The 15,664-nt window shown below is 65.2% G+C and carries 15 protein-coding genes and 1 tRNA gene; 6 read left to right on the top strand and 10 right to left on the bottom strand.

Annotated features, from left to right (window positions below; translation table 11 throughout):
* Window positions 1–42: 42 nt before the first annotated feature.
* From AQ619_RS05805 to AQ619_RS05820, 4 genes are read right to left on the bottom strand one after another with little or no spacing between them, the layout of a single operon-like run.
* Entirely contained in the window at window positions 43–675 is a 633-nt protein-coding gene (locus tag AQ619_RS05805; protein ID WP_062145379.1) for an ABC-type transport auxiliary lipoprotein family protein, read from the bottom strand.
* Entirely contained in the window at window positions 672–1,610 is a 939-nt protein-coding gene (locus AQ619_RS05810) for an MlaD family protein (protein WP_062145380.1), read from the bottom strand. The genes AQ619_RS05805 and AQ619_RS05810 overlap by 4 nt, the downstream gene beginning before the upstream one ends.
* Window positions 1,610–2,455: an ABC transporter ATP-binding protein gene (locus AQ619_RS05815; protein WP_062145382.1), complete on the bottom strand. Its 846-nt coding sequence runs from the start codon at window positions 2,453–2,455 to the stop codon at window positions 1,610–1,612. The genes AQ619_RS05810 and AQ619_RS05815 overlap by 1 nt, the downstream gene beginning before the upstream one ends.
* Window positions 2,452–3,567 (bottom strand): ABC transporter permease, encoded by a 1,116-nt coding sequence (locus AQ619_RS05820; RefSeq protein ID WP_062145384.1) that lies wholly within the window; start codon window positions 3,565–3,567, stop codon window positions 2,452–2,454. Before AQ619_RS05820 ends, AQ619_RS05815 begins: the two co-directional genes overlap by 4 nt.
* 223 nt (window positions 3,568–3,790) lie before the next feature.
* On the opposite strand from AQ619_RS05820, the gene AQ619_RS05825 reads away from it, so the two are divergent.
* A complete protein-coding gene (locus tag AQ619_RS05825; RefSeq protein ID WP_062145386.1) occupies window positions 3,791–5,329 on the top strand; it encodes a globin-coupled sensor protein in 1,539 nt (512 codons plus the stop codon).
* Window positions 5,330–5,459: 130 nt separating this feature from the next.
* Here the strand turns inward: AQ619_RS05825 and AQ619_RS05830 are convergent, their stop codons facing one another.
* Window positions 5,460–6,518, bottom strand: a complete 1,059-nt coding sequence (locus AQ619_RS05830) for a LacI family DNA-binding transcriptional regulator (RefSeq protein ID WP_062145387.1) — start codon at window positions 6,516–6,518, stop codon at window positions 5,460–5,462.
* A 204-nt stretch (window positions 6,519–6,722) separates the two neighbouring features.
* Between AQ619_RS05830 and AQ619_RS05835 the strand changes: the two genes are divergently transcribed.
* From AQ619_RS05835 to AQ619_RS05845, 3 genes are all read left to right on the top strand, one after another.
* Complete coding sequence (locus tag AQ619_RS05835; protein WP_062145388.1) at window positions 6,723–7,979, top strand: MFS transporter; 1,257 nt, start codon at window positions 6,723–6,725, stop codon at window positions 7,977–7,979.
* Between the two features lie 20 nt (window positions 7,980–7,999).
* Complete coding sequence (locus AQ619_RS05840; RefSeq protein ID WP_062145390.1) at window positions 8,000–8,806, top strand: TrmH family RNA methyltransferase; 807 nt, start codon at window positions 8,000–8,002, stop codon at window positions 8,804–8,806.
* Window positions 8,807–8,885: 79 nt separating this feature from the next.
* A complete protein-coding gene (locus AQ619_RS05845) occupies window positions 8,886–9,857 on the top strand; it encodes an alpha/beta hydrolase (RefSeq protein WP_062145392.1) in 972 nt (323 codons plus the stop codon).
* Here the strand turns inward: AQ619_RS05845 and AQ619_RS05850 are convergent.
* From AQ619_RS05850 to AQ619_RS05870, 5 genes are all read right to left on the bottom strand, one after another.
* Window positions 9,854–10,567: a helix-turn-helix transcriptional regulator gene (locus AQ619_RS05850; RefSeq protein WP_062145395.1), complete on the bottom strand. Its 714-nt coding sequence runs from the start codon at window positions 10,565–10,567 to the stop codon at window positions 9,854–9,856. The genes AQ619_RS05845 and AQ619_RS05850 overlap by 4 nt on opposite strands.
* Window positions 10,568–10,633: 66 nt before the next feature.
* Entirely contained in the window at window positions 10,634–11,575 is a 942-nt protein-coding gene (locus AQ619_RS05855; RefSeq protein ID WP_207205014.1) for a formylglycine-generating enzyme family protein, read from the bottom strand.
* Window positions 11,576–11,673: 98 nt separating this feature from the next.
* A complete protein-coding gene (locus AQ619_RS05860; protein WP_062145397.1) occupies window positions 11,674–12,537 on the bottom strand; it encodes a dienelactone hydrolase family protein in 864 nt (287 codons plus the stop codon).
* Between the two features lie 112 nt (window positions 12,538–12,649).
* Window positions 12,650–12,724, bottom strand: a tRNA-Val gene (locus AQ619_RS05865).
* Between the two features lie 70 nt (window positions 12,725–12,794).
* Window positions 12,795–13,508 (bottom strand): HAD-IA family hydrolase, encoded by a 714-nt coding sequence (locus AQ619_RS05870; protein ID WP_062145399.1) that lies wholly within the window; start codon window positions 13,506–13,508, stop codon window positions 12,795–12,797.
* A gap of 69 nt (window positions 13,509–13,577) precedes the next feature.
* Here AQ619_RS05870 and glmU point away from each other — a divergent pair, with 69 nt between their 5' ends.
* Both glmU and rpiA read left to right on the top strand, forming a co-directional pair.
* Entirely contained in the window at window positions 13,578–14,963 is a 1,386-nt protein-coding gene (gene glmU / locus AQ619_RS05875; RefSeq protein ID WP_062145402.1) for a bifunctional UDP-N-acetylglucosamine diphosphorylase/glucosamine-1-phosphate N-acetyltransferase GlmU, read from the top strand.
* Window positions 14,960–15,640 (top strand): ribose-5-phosphate isomerase RpiA, encoded by a 681-nt coding sequence (gene rpiA, locus AQ619_RS05880; protein ID WP_062145404.1) that lies wholly within the window; start codon window positions 14,960–14,962, stop codon window positions 15,638–15,640. The genes glmU and rpiA overlap by 4 nt, the downstream gene beginning before the upstream one ends.
* Window positions 15,641–15,664 lie beyond the last annotated feature (24 nt).

Raw genomic sequence — 15,664 nt, forward strand, 5'->3', positions numbered from 1 at the left:
CATCCAGCGCCGGGGCAAAGCCCCGGCGGCCTCCGGCGCGGCCTACTTCACGGATGCGCCGGATGCGCTGACCCAGTCGGTAAGCTCGTTCAGCACCTTGGCCGTGGCGCTGTCATAGGCCTCGACAATGGTGCTGACGCGATTGCTTGAAGCCTTGACGCGGGCCTCGAAGACCTGATCCCCGACCAGGGTCCGGTCACTGTTACGACTGAGCACACTGCGGACCTGGACGAGCACTTCAGGCGCCGCCTTCGGACCGTTGACATAGACGGCCTCGAACGAAAGCACTTCCAGTCTGAGGACGAGATCCGCCTTGGCGACCTCGCCCCTGCCGATCAGTCGCGCACGGCCTGCGTCGGCCTCAAAGGCGCGGGCGACGGCTTCATCGAACAGGATACTGGCCGGTGACACCCAACGTGCCCCGGCGATATAGGCCGCCTCGCCCTGGGTGATGGTCAAGATGCGGTCGCCAGCGGCAGCGCGGGTGAAGACCGTCGGCGTCTTGAAGACACCAAACAGGGTGGAGGGCTCTCCCTTGGAGGCGGGAGCCGGCGTAACACCGAAGCGATACAGCCCAACAGGATCGGCCTCGGGCAGCAGGGTGATGCATCCTGTCAGGGCCACGGCGGCCGCCGCGAGGGCGACGGCGCGCGAGAGGGAGCGGATCGGGTTCAAGGCTTGACCTCCAGTTCCTTGGCGGGTGCCTTGCCGACAAGGCCGCGTGGGTTTTGTTCGACGTCGCCCACCAGCCGGTCGAGTGACTCGGCTGCCGATTGCAGGGTGACAATGGCCGCCGACAACTGAGGCAGACCCGTGCTGGCGAAGTCGCTGGTTGGCCCCTCCAGCTTGGAGATCATGCTGCGCGCGTCCTTGGTGGCACTTTTCAGCTCGGCTGCCGCAGACGCGAGTTCGGCCAGCGAACGCTTGGCATCGCCATTGACGACGCTCTCCGTGGATTTGGAGAGTTCCGTGATCGACTGGGCCGTCGCATCAATGCTCTGCAGCGCCTTCTGGGCGTCAGCGATTATGGCCTTGCGTTCGCGGACCTCGGCGGTGACGGCCTGAACGTCATCAAGCGCAGCGGTGAAGGTCTTGATGTTGTCATCCGACAGGACGCGATTGACCCGGTCCAGCGCCTCAATGGTGCGGGTCAGCACGGTGCCACCGCCCTCCAGCAGGTCGGACAAGGCGCTGCGCTGGCTGCGGATCACGGGAACCTTGCCGTTCTCCACGGTGTCTTTCAGCAGCTTCTTGTCCGGCGTTCCTGCGGTGATCTGGACATAGTTGACGCCCGTGATCCCCTGCGGCTCAAGCGTCGCATAGCTGTCGGTCTTGATCGGCACGTCAGAGGTGACCCGCGCGCGGGCGATGACGCGGTTGGGATCGCTCTTGTCGAGGGCGATCTTGGCGACCTCGCCGACCTTGATGCCGTTGAAATGCACCTCGCCGCCTTCCGAGAGGCCGCGCACTGGGCCGACGAACAGAATGTCGTACTCGTCGTATTCCTGGTTGAAGCTGAGCTTGGCCAGCCAGACGACAAAAACCACCAGCCCCATGAAGAGCAGAAGGGTCACCGCGCCGACCAGGGCGTAGTTGGCATTTCTTTCCATCAGCTGGTCCTTGTCGGAGTGGTCTGGGCCGAGCCTGCCATGCCGGCGGCTGCGCGTCCTCGTGGTCCTAGGAAGTATTCCTTGATCCACGGATGGTCCGAATGCTCGAGCTCTCGTACCGGGGCCACCGCCACGACCGTTTTGTCGGCGATGACCGCTACGCGATCCGTGATCGCATAGAGGGTGTCGAGGTCGTGGGTAATCATGAAGACGGTCAGGTCGAGGCTGTCGGACAGGTCCTTGAGCAGGTCATCGAAGGCCGCTGCGCCGATCGGGTCGAGGCCCGCTGTGGGCTCGTCGAGGAAGAGCAGTTCCGGATCCAGCGCCAGGGCGCGAGCCAGGCCGGCGCGCTTGCGCATGCCGCCCGAGAGTTCAGCCGGCTTCAGGTCTGCGGCGCGGGCCGGGAGGCCCGAGAGCGCGATCTTCAGATCGGCCAGTTCCTCGATCTCGCGCCTGGGCAGTTCCGTGTGCTCCAACAACGGGGCGGCGACATTCTCCCGCACGGTCAGGTTCGAGAACAGTGCGCCTTGCTGAAACAGAACGCCCCAGCGCCGCTCGACCGAACTCCAGCGGCGTCGGTTGGCCGTGAGCATGTCGTGACCGAACAGCTTGACCGTGCCGCCGTCGGGCACTTTCAGGCCGATAATGCTGTTCAGCAGTACCGACTTTCCGGACCCGGATCCGCCGACCACGCCCAGGATCTCGCCGCGCTTCACCGTCAGGTTCAGACCGTCATGAACCACAGTGTCGCCAAACCGGGACACCAGGCCCTGAATCCGGATCGGATTCTGTTCGTCATCGACCTCCGGCCGGACGGCGATCTCCTGAGGGCGCTCGAAGGTCATATGTCCAGTTTCATGTAGAGCAGGGCGAAGACCGCATCGATCAGGATGATGGCGAAGATGGCGTGAACCACGGCGGACGTCACCCGCCTTCCCAGGGATTCGACGTCGTTGCCGACCTCCATGCCCTGGCGGCAACCGATGGCCGCGATAACCATGGCCATCACCGGCGCCTTGGACATGCCGATCCAGAAATGGGTGGGGCCCACATAGTCGACAATGCGCTGCAGAAAGAAGCTTGGCGAAATGTCGAGCACCATCCAGACGACCAGCATCCCGCCCGCCAGACCCGCCAGGGTGGCGATGAAGGTCAGCAAGGGGATGGTCAGCAAAAGGGCGGCAAAGCGCGGCAGGACCAGGGCCTCGTAGGGATCTACGCCCATAACCTGCATGGCGTCGATTTCCTGGTTCATCTTCATCGACCCGATCTCGGCGGCAAAACTGGATGCCGAGCGTCCGGCCAGCAGGATGGCGGTGATCAGGATGTTGAACTCCCGCAGCACCGAAATGCCGATCAGTTCGACGGAATAGACCTGGGCCCCGAAGTCGATGAGCATGTTCGCGCCCAGCAGGGCCACCACGGCCCCGATGAAAAAGGTCGTCGTCGCAACAATGGGGATGGCGTCCAGGCCTGCACGCTCCGCCAGGGAAATGATCGGTGCCCAGCGGATTCGGCGCGGATTGACGACGGAGCGGCCGATGGCCGTCAGTAAATGGCCCAAAAAGACCAGCGTGCCGTAACCATCGGCCGCCAGACCGAACATGCCGCGGCCGATGCGTTCAAGCAGGGCCACAATGCCGGGCGGGCGGCGCGTCACCTCGGCTTCGACCTGCACCGCATTGCCGACCAGCTCGAGCAGTCGCAGGGTTTCCTTGCGGGCCGTGATGATGCCCGCCGATCTGCGGCCGTCTGCGGCCCGAATGATCGCATAGGCACCGGCTGTATCGCAGCGATTGATCTGGCTCAGGTCGAGGCAGACTCCATCGGAGCCGTGCAGGGCGTTCGCCAGTCGGCCGGCGGCGTCAAACAGGCCCCGGGCCGTCCAGTCCCCTGACAGCACGACGGTGCGCTTGCCGCCCGCCTCGTCAAAGGTGAATTCCGCTGGAACTGCCATGCAGTCGATCAGATCCCTTGTCGATAACTCAAGCCTAGCAAAGGACCCGAATAGCCCCAAACGCGGCACGGTTCAGCTCGTTGCAATCGTGAGGAGGTTTCCAGCAAAGCGCCTGCAACCAGCCTGATGGTGCGACAAGTAGGACATTCGCGTCAGGCTTCAATCATGGTTAACAAATTGCGGGCACCTCTGGGAGCGTAACTTTCGAGTCGGAGCTAACGGCATGAGCGCGAACCCCAAGCTAGACCAGCGCATGTCGTTCATGCGTTTCGACGAGCGAGACCGGGCGGCCTTGCGGGCGCTGCGACCGTTAATCGAGTCTGAGATCTCCGGCGCGCTGGGAAAGTTCTACAATCAGGTGCGGGCCTTTCCCGAAACCCGCAGCAAGTTTCGCGATGAAGGCCATATTGCCGGCGCTGAACGCGCTCAGGCCAACCATTGGCGTCGCCTGGCCACGGCGGACTACGGACCCGACTATGTTCACGACGTCGAGCGGATCGGGCGGGCCCATGTCGGCGCAGGTCTGGAGCCGCGCTGGTACATGGGCGGCTATGCCGTGGTGTCCGAGGAGCTGGTTCGCGCCATCGTCACCAAGCGGGCCAAGGCCCTGTTCGCCAGCGCCAAGTCTGATGCGGAACTGGCTGACAGTCTGGTGGCCCTGAACAAGGCTGTCTTCCTGGACATGGAGCTGGCGATTTCCAGCTATCTCGCGGCGATCGATGAGGAACGCGCGGCACTTGAGGCAGAGCGCGACTTGGCGGCCAAGACGCAGGCCCAGGCCGTGAAGGCCATTGGCGACGCTCTGGCGCGCCTGGCCGCCGGTGATCTTTCCGCCAGGGTGGACGGCGTTCTGTCGCCCGAATTCCAGACCCTGAAGAGCGATTTCGACCATGCCGCCAGCGCCCTCGGCGAGGCCATGAAGGCGGTTGAGCGCGCGACCTCGGGCATCCGGGCGGGCGCTGATGACATCGCCCGGGATGCGGATGACCTGGCCAAGCGGACCGAGCATCAGGCCGCGACCCTGGAACAGACGGCCGCTGCGGTGGATCAACTGACCGCCACGGTCAGCAAGACCGCACAAAGCGCCCGGGAAGTGTCGGTTCGGGTCGGCGAGGCCAGCGCGGAGGCCGAACGTTCCGGTGCCGTGGTGACGCGGGCTGCCGAGGCGATGACCAAGATCGAGAGCTCCTCCAATCAGGTCTCGCAGATCCTCGGCGTGATCGATGAGATCGCCTTCCAGACCAATCTTCTGGCGCTCAATGCCGGGGTCGAGGCGGCCCGGGCGGGTGACGCCGGTCGCGGCTTTGCCGTGGTCGCCCAGGAAGTGCGGGCCCTGGCCCAGCGCTCGGCTGACGCCGCCAAGGAAATCAAGTCGCTGATCGCCGAGTCCAGCCGCCAGGTTGGCGAAGGCGTCGACCTGGTCGGCCAGACCGGAGCGGCCCTGCGCGGCATTGTCGACAAGGTCGGGGGGATTGACAGCCTGATCAACCAGATCGCGGCCTCGGCCAACGAACAGGCCTCGGCCCTGACTCAGGTCAATACGGCGGTAAACCAGCTGGATCAGGTCACCCAGCGCAATGCTGCCATGGTCCACCAGTCCAGCCAGTCGACTCAGACCCTGCGCATTGAGGCCGCAGATCTGGCCAACCGAGTCGGCGCGTTCCGAACCGGAGGCGCGTTCCAGGCTGAGCCGGTGGTCAGTGACAATCCGGTGCACGCCGCTCGGGCCCGGGTCGCGGCCTTCGCCCGACCCGGGCGCTGAGCCAAGCTGTCGCCCTGCGCCTGGAGCCCTTTCCGACCTTATGACTCCAGAGTGGTCGGGCCAAAAAAAGTTCTAATTCATAAGCTTAGAGCGCTTTCCGGTAACCGTTTCAGACCCATTGAAAAACGTTCTACGGCGCAGGCGGCGGAGCCGTTGAGGCGCGATGGATCAGTTCAAAGGGCAGCAGTTCGTCCACCGGCTCGCGCTTGGAGGCCGCGCCTTTTATCTCGCCTGAAATCAGAAGCCGTGTGGCCAAGGCGGCCATCTCCACGACCGGCTGACGCACGGTGGTCAACTGCGGCCGGCTGAAGCGAGCACTGGGACTGTCGTCGAAGCCCGCCACTGAAACCTCGCCGGGCACCATAAGGCCAAGTTCTGCCGCTGCGGCCAGACAGCCCAGAGCCATGTCATCGTTGCTGGCGAAGATCGCAGTCGGTCGATCCGGCAGGCTTAGCAGAGCCTTGGCCTGGTCCAGTCCCGACTGGAAGGTGAAATCGCCCTGCCGAACCCAGCTGTCGGCGACCGGCAGGGCCAGTTGCATCATGGCGTCGCGATAGCCGTTGTGTCGGGCCTGGCTGGCCCCATAACGCGGCTCGCCGATGATGAAGCCGATCCGGCGATGGCCCAGCCTCGCCAGGTGAAGCGTCATCTCGCTCGCGGCGGCGAAATCATCCATGTGCACGCGGGGGCCGACACCATCCGGGCGTTCAGGCCCGAGGCGCACATAGGGTGTACCGGCCTTGTCGAGCAGCTCGAGAACAGTCTCGTTGTCGGAACTGGGCGGGGTCAGGATGACCCCGTCGGGCTTCAGGGCCGCCAGCAGGGCGGCGACTTCCTGGCGAACTCGCGGCGCGTCATGATCAATCAGCTCGATCAGTAGGTGATATCCGGCGTCGCGGCACTGTAGCGTGGCCCCCAGCTGGATTCGGCTGAGATAGTCAGCGCCCCGCTCGCTGCGCCAGTGGTCGATCGTCAGGGCCGCATCAACGAATACGGCGATCACGAACGAACGCGAACCCGCCAGGCTGCGTGCCGACAGGTTGGGGCTGTAATCCAGAGCGCTGGCCGCCTCCAGGACACGATCGCGCATCGCCGGCCGGACATTGGGCTCCTTGTTCATGACCCGGGAGACGGTCTTGATGGAGACGCCGGCGCGCGCGGCGACGTCATAGATCGTCACCGACGCCATGGACCCGCCTTGCCTTGCTGAATGAGTCTCAAATCCATGCGGCCAGCCTAGTGCATTTCTCGTCGATGGAGCGATGCCCGCCGTGAGAAAAATCCCCGGGGCATCTGATCATTGGAGGGGGGCGTCCCGGCGGCCTTGTGTCATCGGGGCGGGAAGGCCAGTCTAGACCCTGACGCGGCGCAGACCGCGCGGGGGAGGATGTCTATGTCGCCAAGCGACGACGCCCGGCCGGCCACACCGGTCAGGCCCGGTTTCATTGCCGCCTATACCCTGGCGCAGATCGGCGCCTTTGTCAGTTTCATGCCTTTGTTGCAGGTGCTGCTGCCCCTGAAGGCGGAGGCCATCGATCCGGCGAACAAGGCCTTGCTGCTAAGCCAAGTGGCCTTTTACGGTGCTCTGGTGGCCAGTATTGCCAATCTTCTGGCCGGTGCGATCAGCGATCGCACGACCTCCCGATTTGGCCGCCGCAAGCCCTGGATGGTGGTTGGAGCCGTGGGCGCGGCCGGGGCCTATCTGCTGATCATGTCGGCCAGGACGCCCCTGGCCCTGATCGGAGGCGTCCTTCTCTTTCAGTTGACCTTCAACCTGATGTTCTCGGCGCTGGTCGCCGTTTTGCCGGATCGGGTGCCGGATGCCCAGAAGGGACGGGTGGCCGCTTTTCTCAGTCTGGGCAATCCGATTGGGACCATGGCCGGTGCGGTCCTGATCGGCGGGCTGCTGGTCACCGAACTGACGCGCTATATCGCTATCGCCCTGGTACTGCTGCTGACCCTGGCCCCCTTCGTGTTGGCCCTGGACGACAAACCATTGGCAGCGGACGCCCGGCCACCATTCCGGTTGGGAGCCTTTATCGCCGCCCTCTGGGTTGATCCGCGACGGCATCCAGACTTTGCCTTTGCATGGCTGGGCCGGTTCCTCGTGCTGGTCGCCCTCAGCCTCGTGCAGGGCTACATGCTCTATTTTCTGCAGGACGCGCTGGGCTATTCGCGCCTGTTTCCGGGCCATCGGGCCGAGGAAGGTCTAGCGATTCTCACTACGGTCTCAACGGTCTCCAATGTCACTTTTGCCCTGCTGGGCGGGATCTTGTCGGATCGCCTGAAGCGGCGAAAACTGTTTGCCGCCGGTGCCGCCCTGACCATCGGTCTGGCGATGCTGATCTTCTCGCTGACACCCAGCTGGCCCGTCATGCTGGCAGCCTATGTCCTGTTGGGTTGCGGCGCAGGCTGCTTCTACGCGGTGGATATTGCCCTGGTCACCCAGGTGCTGCCGTCGCAGCGAGACGCCGGCAAGGATCTGGGGGTATTGAACCTGGCCAATACCTTGCCCCAGGCTCTGGCCCCCATGCTGGCCGTTGTTGCATTGGGCCCCAGCCATATGGACTTCCGGGCCTTCTTTATCGTCGCAGCCCTGCTTGCCATGGCTGGCGGCCTGGCGATCCTGCCGATACGAGGCGTTCGGTAAGCCTTCCGGAAGTTCGCCCCGTGCCCCAGTTCATCACCGTCGCTGATCCTGATGATCCCCGCGTCGCGGCCTATCGTGACATCCGCGAACGGGACCTGGTGGGACGGCAGGGCCTGTTCATCGCCGAGGGCGAGACGGTCCTGAGGGCCTTTGTCCGGGATGCGCCAGGGCGGGTGCAGTCGCTGCTGGTCGATCCCAAGCGACAGGACAAACTGGCCGAGGTCTTTGCGGCCTTGCCGGACGAGGTGCCGGTCTATCTGGTCGAGCAGGCTGTGCTCGACCGGGTCGCAGGCTTCCATCTGCATCGCGGCGTGCTGGCGGTCGGCCAGAAGCCGGAACCGGTCTCTGCGGATCACCTGTTGGCCGGACTGCCGGGGGCGACTGTAGTGCTGGTGCTGTGTGGCATCGCCAATCACGACAATATCGGCGGCATTTTCCGCAATGCTGCCGCCTTCGGCGTCGGCGGCGTGATTCTCGACAGCGCGTGCTGCGATCCGCTGTATCGCAAGGCCATACGGGTCTCGGTTGGGGCCACGCTGAGTGTTCCCACGGCCTGGCTGGCCCAGGATGAGGATGTCGCCGGACTCCTCGAACGCCATGGTTTCGAGGCCCTGGCCCTGTCACCTGCCGCGCCCGAGATCCTGGCGCGGCTAAGGCCGCCCTTGCGCTCGGCGGTTCTGCTCGGCGCGGAGGGCCCTGGTCTCTCGGCTGAACTCATCGCGCGGGCACGGCCGATCGGCATTCCGATGGCGGGCGGCTTCGATTCCCTCAATGTGGCGACCACGAGCGGGATCGTCCTGCACCATCTTCGCTTCGCCCAGCCGTAGGAAACCGGTTTCCTGAATCGGAATTGCGGCCCTAAGCTTGAGGATCGAATGACCTTCAGTTCGCCGGAAGGCTCTCTCCATGTTCCATCGTCGTGGTGCCCTGGCCACCGTCGCTGTCAGCCTGCTGGCGCTCGGACTGGGGCCGGGAGCGAGAGCAGAGGCTGTGCCCATGGCTGATCCCGCCGAGACTATCGAACTCTGGCCTGCCGGTCCGCCGGGTGCGGAAGCGGTCACGGCGGTTGAGACCGTCCTTGAGCGGGGTGATCCCAAAGGGCTTCGCGACAGGGCCCTGACCCATATCCGCAAGCCGGCCCTGGCCGTGTTCCGCCCGAAGACACCCAACGGTGCGGCAGTGATGCTGATACCGGGCGGCGGGTACGAACGGGTCGTCATGGACAAGGAGGGCTATGAGACCGCCCGCTGGCTGGCAGATCGCGGCTACACCTGTTTTGTCCTGTTCTATCGTCTGCCCGGTGATGGCTGGAGCGCGGGTCCCGATGTGCCCTTGCAGGATGCCCAGCGGGGCCTGCGGCTTGTGCGCTCCCGTGCCGCCGCCCTGGGCTTCAGCGCAAACCGCATCGCGATCATGGGCTTTTCCGCCGGCGGCCATGTGGCCGCCAGCCTGACCACCCGGTTCTCAGCCAGGGTCTATGACCGGATCGATGCGGTGGACGATCTGTCGGCTCGACCGGATCTGTCAGCCCTGATCTATCCCGTCATCACCATGGCGGCACCTTCGGTGCACGCCGGCTCGCGCAAGCAACTCCTGGGGGCGAACCCGACACCCGAGCAGATCCAGCTCTATTCGCCTGACCGGCAGGTTGGTGCCGACGCGCCGCCGGTCTTTCTGCTCCATGCCGTCGATGACAAGTCGGTCCCGGTCGAGAATACCCTGCTGATGTTTGCGAGCCTGAAGGCCAGGAGCATTCCAACCGAGATGCATGTTTTCAACGAAGGCGGACACGGCTTTGGGCTGCGCTTCATCGCCGGCAAGCCCGTTGCCGCCTGGCCGGACCTGTTTACAGGTTTCGCCCGCCAGCACGGACTTTAGTCGAGACCCTTGCGAGCCCAGGCGGCGTGTTGGGTCTCAAGATGCTTTTGCCAAAGCCCCCGCAAGCGGCCGGGACGCTGGCCGTGCCGATCCTCGAGGAAGGTCGCATTGACCACCCGATCGGTGCGAAAGGTTCGGAAGTCCTTGCGAAGCTCGCACCATCCAATCAGCATGCGGACGGTTTCGCGGTAGGCCACGGAGACGGGCCAGATGATCCGCTCGCTGACGGCGCCCCCTTCATCGCGATAGCTCAGTCGGATCTTGCGGCCGGCATGGATCCAGGCGCGGGTCTGGGCGATGTCCAGCCCATCCGGCGCGGCGTTCCAGGCCGGCGCGGCACCGGTTGCGGGCTCAAGGACATAGGGTCGCAAGCGTTCGGGCACCGCCGCGGCGATCTTGCTGATCAGGTCGCGGGCGGCCTTGGCCAGCACGGGATCGCCACGCCCGGCCACCCATTGGGCTCCCAATACGGCGGCCTCAATTTCATCGGGCGTGAGCATCAGGGGCGGCATGTCGAAACCGGCCTCAAGGACATAGCCTACCCCGGCCTCGCCACGGATCGGCGCCCTCTGGCCGACCAGGGCGGCGATGTCGCGATAAACGCTGCGCTTGGAGGTCTCGAGCTCGGTAGCGATCGCGTCAGCCGTAACGGGGGCATGGCTCCGCCGCAGGATCTGGATGATCTGGAACAGGCGTTCGGCGCGTCTCATGGGCCCACCCTGGCTGAGGTCTGCTGACAGCATGATGGCAGCAGGGTGGGGCCTTAGCGAGACGCCTCAGGCGGTCCGGACCACGCAGCGGAAGCCGATATGGCTGGTCGTGGTATCGATCGGCTGGGGATGGCGCGCGGCCGGGCGATAGCGCCGGCAATAGTTCTCGGCGCAGAGGTGCGATCCGCCCTTCAGCACCCGGCGGGGGATGGCGGGACCAGGCTGATGGCGATCGTGACTGCCACTGCGGGCGGGGCCGCGCGGATTGCGCGGCGCGCAGCAGGGCTTGGTCGGGCTATCGGCATGCCGGTCGGCCCACCAGTCCGTGGTCCATTCCCAGACATTGCCGATCATGTCGAAGAGCCCATGGCCATTGGGGGGGAAGGTTCGCACTGGCGAGGTCCGCTCATAGCCGTCGGTCATGAGGTTCTCGCCGGGAAAGGTCCCTTGCCAGTAATTGGCCAGCATGGTCCCGCCCGGTGCCAGTTGGTCACCCCAGGCATAGGCCGCACCGTCCAAGCTGCCTCGGGCGGCGAACTCCCATTCGGCCTCTGTGGGCAGGGACTTTCCGGCCCAGGCCGCATAGGCAGCCGCATCATCAAAGCTGACGTGCACCACCGGATGGTCTTCGAGCCCCGCGATCGAGCTGCCCGAGCCGAACGGCTGGTTCCAGCGGGCCTGAAGGATCAGTTGCCACCATTCCCCACCACCCAGGCGAGGATCGATCAGGCGGTCTGGTTTGACAAAGACAGCTGAGGCCGGTTGGGCAAAGGCCGGGTCCATGCCCGGATAGAGCCGTGGGTCCGGAGGGATTTCAGCCAGGGTCACATGGCCGGTCTCGGAGACGAACCGGGCGAACTGGGCATTGGTCACGGGGGTTTGGTCGATCCAGAACGGGTCGACCGCCACGGCATGGGCCGGGGCCTCCTCCGGATAGTGCTCATTCGAGCCCATCTGGAATACACCGCCGGCCAGGGCGACCATGCCATCGAGACGCGCTTTGGTCATGGCCGCCGTTCTAGGTCGTGACGAGGGTTGTTGTCACCTGACGTGCCACTATTTTCGCTGTGGAAAAGGGCCGCGCCAGTGCCGGCGCGGCCCGAATCTCAGCCCAGGGTGCGCTTGTAGAGCGCCAGTAGCTCTGCCCAGGCCTTTTCCGCCGCAGGCTCGTCATAGACCTGGCTGCCCCTGACGGTCCAACCGTGCGCCGCCCCGGCATAGACCTCGACCTTGCTGGGCCGCTTGGCGGCGTCGAGCGCGGCCTTCAGCTTTTCCTTGTCGGCCGGATCGCGCTTGTCGTCATTGTCTGCGACCGCGATCAGATATTCGGCCTTGCTGATGGGCAGGGTCAGGTGCGGGCTGGTCGGAGCCTCGGTGACCAGGCCACCGCCGTGGAAGCTGGCCACAGCCGCGACCCGGGTCGGCGAAATGCCGGCGGTGCGGAAGGCCAGGGGACCGCCCATGCAATAGCCCTGGGTCCCGACCTTCTTCTTCTTGTTGGTCTGGGGCAGGGCGTCGAGGAAGGCGATATAGGCGGTCGCGTCGCGATCGGTGCCTTCCGGAGTCACGGTCGCCCGCATCGGCATGATCTTTGCGCGGTCGTCGGGATTGGAGAAGTTGAACCCGCTCTCGACCACCGGGGCCTTCTTGACCCGGTAATAGAGGTTGGGAACCAGCACCACATAGCCTTCGGACGCCAGGCGGCGTCCCATCTCCCGGAAAGCGGGCCTCAGGCTGACGACGTCAGGCCATACGACCACAGCCGGCCACGAGCCCTTGCCCTCTGGATAGTAAAGCGCGGCATCGGCCACGCCGTCGGGGGTCTTGATCTCGACGTCCTTTTCCACGACCGGCGCGCCCGCATGGGCCGCGCTGCCAAGCCCGGCGGCCAGAACGGTCATCAGACCGAAGGCCCGGCGGGAGACGGTGGGGTCGTGGGTCAGGCCCTGATGGATATCATCGTCGCACATGGCCTATCCTCGCGATGGCTGGAAACAGGCCGGGACTGTCGCCGCGAAATCGCGTTCAGGGAAGAGGCTGCGAGCGGAAGTTCGGGCCGGAAGGTCGGGTGCGGCCGAAAAATGGTGGTCGCGACAGGGATTGAACCTGTGACATCCTGCGTGTGAAGCAGGCGCTCTCCCGCTGAGCTACGCGACCTAACCGTTTCGGGCGGTTCTGAAGAACCGTTCTCGCCGGGCCGGAAGACCGATCCGCGAGAGGGACGGGCCTATAGCCCGGCGTTCGGCCGGGGGCAAGAGGCCAGAAGTGCGATACAGGCCTGGGGCACATCGAAAAAGCTGTGGATGATCCGGTCGCCGCCCAGGGTCTCAACAGGCTCTTCCGTATAGCCGAAACTGACCAGCAGGGCGGGAACCTGCGCCCGATCGGCGGCCAGGGCGTCATTGATGCTGTCCCCGACCATCACCGCGCGGCGGGGATCGCCGCCCACGGCCTTGATGGCCGTCAGGACATGGATCGGGTCGGGCTTGGCCGCAGGCGACAGGTCAGCGCCGATCACCGCGTCAAAGGCGGATGTCAGGTCCAAGGCGTCCAGCAGGGCGATCGAGAGCTTGGTCAGCTTGTTGGTGCAGACCACCAGTCGCGCACCGGCGCCGCGCAGTTGGCCGAGAACCTCTACCACGCCGGGGAAGGGCGCGCTCTCCAGGGCGATGCGGTCCAGATAGACGGCGATGAAGCGTTGGACGAGTTTCGGCGCTGACTCAGCGTCGAGCGGCTGGCCTGCGGCGGCGAAGCCGCGCTCGAGCAGGGCCCTGGCCCCGCGACCGACCATCAGCCGCACGGCATCGAAGGGCAGGGGCGGCAGGCCCTCTTCGGCCAGAATCGTGTTGAGCGCGCCGACCAGATCCGGTGCGGTATCGACGAGCGTTCCGTCGAGGTCGAAGGCGATCGTGGTGCCGTTCAGGGCTTGAAGGTCATGCATTGATCTGGCCTTTCGGCTAAACGGCCGCCTAATGCAACTTTGGTTCGTTCCTAGAGAGTCGCCAGGACCATGACCATATCCGTTCCGAGTCGCCCGCGGGCTTCCGTGATCCTTGCCGCTGGCCAGGGAACCCGGATGAAATCCCCCATTCCCAAGGTCCTGCACAAGGTTGCGGGGCGGACCCTGCTGGATCACGCCATCGATGCCGCTGAATCCCTGGGCTGCGCACGGATCGTCGTCGTGGTCGGGGCCCATAGCCCTGCCGTGGGGGTCCATGCCCGCAAGCGCCTGGGCGAGGCGGCGGTGGTCATCCAGGATCCGCCGATGGGGACCGGCCACGCCGTCCTGGCGGCCAAGGACGCCCTGGCCGATTTTGACGGCGATGTCGTGGTGACCTTCGCCGACTGTCCACTGGTCACCGCGCCGGTGATCTCGCCCCTGTTCGACCTCAGGGCGTCAGGGGCCGATGTGGCTGTCCTGGGCTTCGAGGCAGCAGATCCTGGAGCCTATGGCCGACTGATCCTGGCCCCGGGCCATGTGCTGCTGCGCATCGTCGAGGCCAAGGACGCGGACGACAGTGTCCGTCAGGTCAAGCACTGCAATTCGGGCGTTCTCGCCGCAGACCGGGCCCTGCTGTTCGATATTCTGGGTCAGGTCGGCAACGACAATGCCAACAAGGAATACTATCTGACCGACGTCGTCGGCATTGCGCATGGGCGCGAACTGTCGACCCGTGCGGCCTTTGCGGCCGAGGCTTCAGTGCAGGGCGTCAATTCCCAGGCCGAGCTGGCGGCTGCGGAGGCCGTCTGGCAGAAGCGTCGTCGCCTGGCCCTCATGGTTGAAGGGGTCACCCTGCCGGCTCCGGACACCGTGCATCTGGCGTGGGACACGCAGATCTCCCCGGGCGTCACGGTGGAGCCTTTCGTCGTCTTCGGTCCTGGCGTCAGCGTTGCCACCGGTGCGGTGATCAAGGCCTTCAGTCATCTTGAGGGCGCGACCGTGGGCGAAGGGGCCCTGATCGGTCCCTATGCCCGCCTGCGGCCTGGGGCTGAAATCGGGGCCGAGGCCCACATCGGCAACTTCGTTGAGGTCAAGAAGGTCAAGGTCGGTGCCGGAGCCAAGGCCAACCACCTCAGCTATCTGGGTGACGGCACGGTGGGCGAGAAGGCCAATATCGGGGCCGGGACGATCTTCTGTAACTATGACGGCTTCGACAAGTTCGAGACCCATGTGGGTGCCGGGGCCTTTATCGGCTCCAACAGCGCGCTTGTGGCACCGGTACGCATCGGCGATGGGGCGATGACGGGGTCCGGATCGGTGATCACCAAGGATGTGCCCATGGGGGCCCTGGCCATCGCCCGGAGTGATCAGAAGACCAAGAACGATTGGGCAACGGACTTCCGGGCCGTGAAGCTGGCCAAAAAAGCCAAGGCCGCCAAAAAGGACAGCAAATGAGCGCGGACGATCAAAAGCGCCAGGCGGGCGAGGCCGCCGCCGAACTGGTTGAAAGTGGCATGGTCGTCGGCCTTGGCACGGGCTCGACAGCAGCCTGGTTCGTCAAGGCCCTGGCGGTCCGCAAGCTCCACATTCGCGGCGTTCCGACTTCGGACGCCACGGCCAATCTGGCGCGCGAACTGGGCATCTCCCTGGCCGCGCTCGATGACGTGAAGGCGGTCGATCTGACCGTCGACGGTGCAGACGAGATCGGTCCTGGCCTTTCCCTGATCAAGGGCGGCGGCGCGGCCCTGCTGCGCGAGAAGCTGGTCTGGGAAGCCTCCAGGCGTTGCGTGGTCATTGCTGACGCGGCCAAGCATGTGACCGTGCTGGGCAAGTTTCCCCTTCCGATCGAGGTGGTTCGCTTTGGCCATGTCCATACGGGGCAGAGGCTGGCCGATATCGCGGCGGAGTTCGAGCTCCCGCCGCCGCGGCTGCGCATGGCTGATCGCGGGGTGGTCGTTACCGACGGCGGAAATCTGATCTACGACATGGCCTCCGGACGGATCGATGAGCCGGCGGGCCTGGCGGCAGCCCTGAAGGCCGTCACCGGCGTCGTTGATCATGGGCTGTTTCTCGACCTCGCGGACGAAGCCCTTCTGGGAACCGATGCGGGCGTGGTGCGCCTGACGCCCTGAGCGCCTAGATAGAGCGCCTTGTTT

This window comes from Caulobacter henricii (assembly GCF_001414055.1).
Taxonomy (GTDB): Bacteria; Pseudomonadota; Alphaproteobacteria; order Caulobacterales; family Caulobacteraceae; genus Caulobacter; species Caulobacter henricii.

What these genes read in the sequence shown, in the direction of transcription:
- AQ619_RS05855 (WP_207205014.1), bottom strand. Translation starts at nt 11,575, where the DNA reads ATGACCAAAGCGCGTCTCGATGGCATGGTCGCCCTGGCCGGCGGTGTA.
- glmU (WP_062145402.1), top strand. Translation starts at nt 13,578, where the DNA reads ATGACCATATCCGTTCCGAGTCGCCCGCGGGCTTCCGTGATCCTTGCC.
- AQ619_RS05860 (WP_062145397.1), bottom strand. Translation starts at nt 12,537, where the DNA reads ATGTGCGACGATGATATCCATCAGGGCCTGACCCACGACCCCACCGTC.
- AQ619_RS05815 (WP_062145382.1), bottom strand. Translation starts at nt 2,455, where the DNA reads ATGACCTTCGAGCGCCCTCAGGAGATCGCCGTCCGGCCGGAGGTCGAT.
- rpiA (WP_062145404.1), top strand. Translation starts at nt 14,960, where the DNA reads ATGAGCGCGGACGATCAAAAGCGCCAGGCGGGCGAGGCCGCCGCCGAA.
- AQ619_RS05820 (WP_062145384.1), bottom strand. Translation starts at nt 3,567, where the DNA reads ATGGCAGTTCCAGCGGAATTCACCTTTGACGAGGCGGGCGGCAAGCGC.
- AQ619_RS05835 (WP_062145388.1), top strand. Translation starts at nt 6,723, where the DNA reads ATGTCGCCAAGCGACGACGCCCGGCCGGCCACACCGGTCAGGCCCGGT.
- AQ619_RS05870 (WP_062145399.1), bottom strand. Translation starts at nt 13,508, where the DNA reads ATGCATGACCTTCAAGCCCTGAACGGCACCACGATCGCCTTCGACCTC.
- AQ619_RS05810 (WP_062145380.1), bottom strand. Translation starts at nt 1,610, where the DNA reads ATGGAAAGAAATGCCAACTACGCCCTGGTCGGCGCGGTGACCCTTCTG.
- AQ619_RS05825 (WP_062145386.1), top strand. Translation starts at nt 3,791, where the DNA reads ATGAGCGCGAACCCCAAGCTAGACCAGCGCATGTCGTTCATGCGTTTC.
- AQ619_RS05845 (WP_062145392.1), top strand. Translation starts at nt 8,886, where the DNA reads ATGTTCCATCGTCGTGGTGCCCTGGCCACCGTCGCTGTCAGCCTGCTG.
- AQ619_RS05830 (WP_062145387.1), bottom strand. Translation starts at nt 6,518, where the DNA reads ATGGCGTCGGTGACGATCTATGACGTCGCCGCGCGCGCCGGCGTCTCC.
- AQ619_RS05850 (WP_062145395.1), bottom strand. Translation starts at nt 10,567, where the DNA reads ATGAGACGCGCCGAACGCCTGTTCCAGATCATCCAGATCCTGCGGCGG.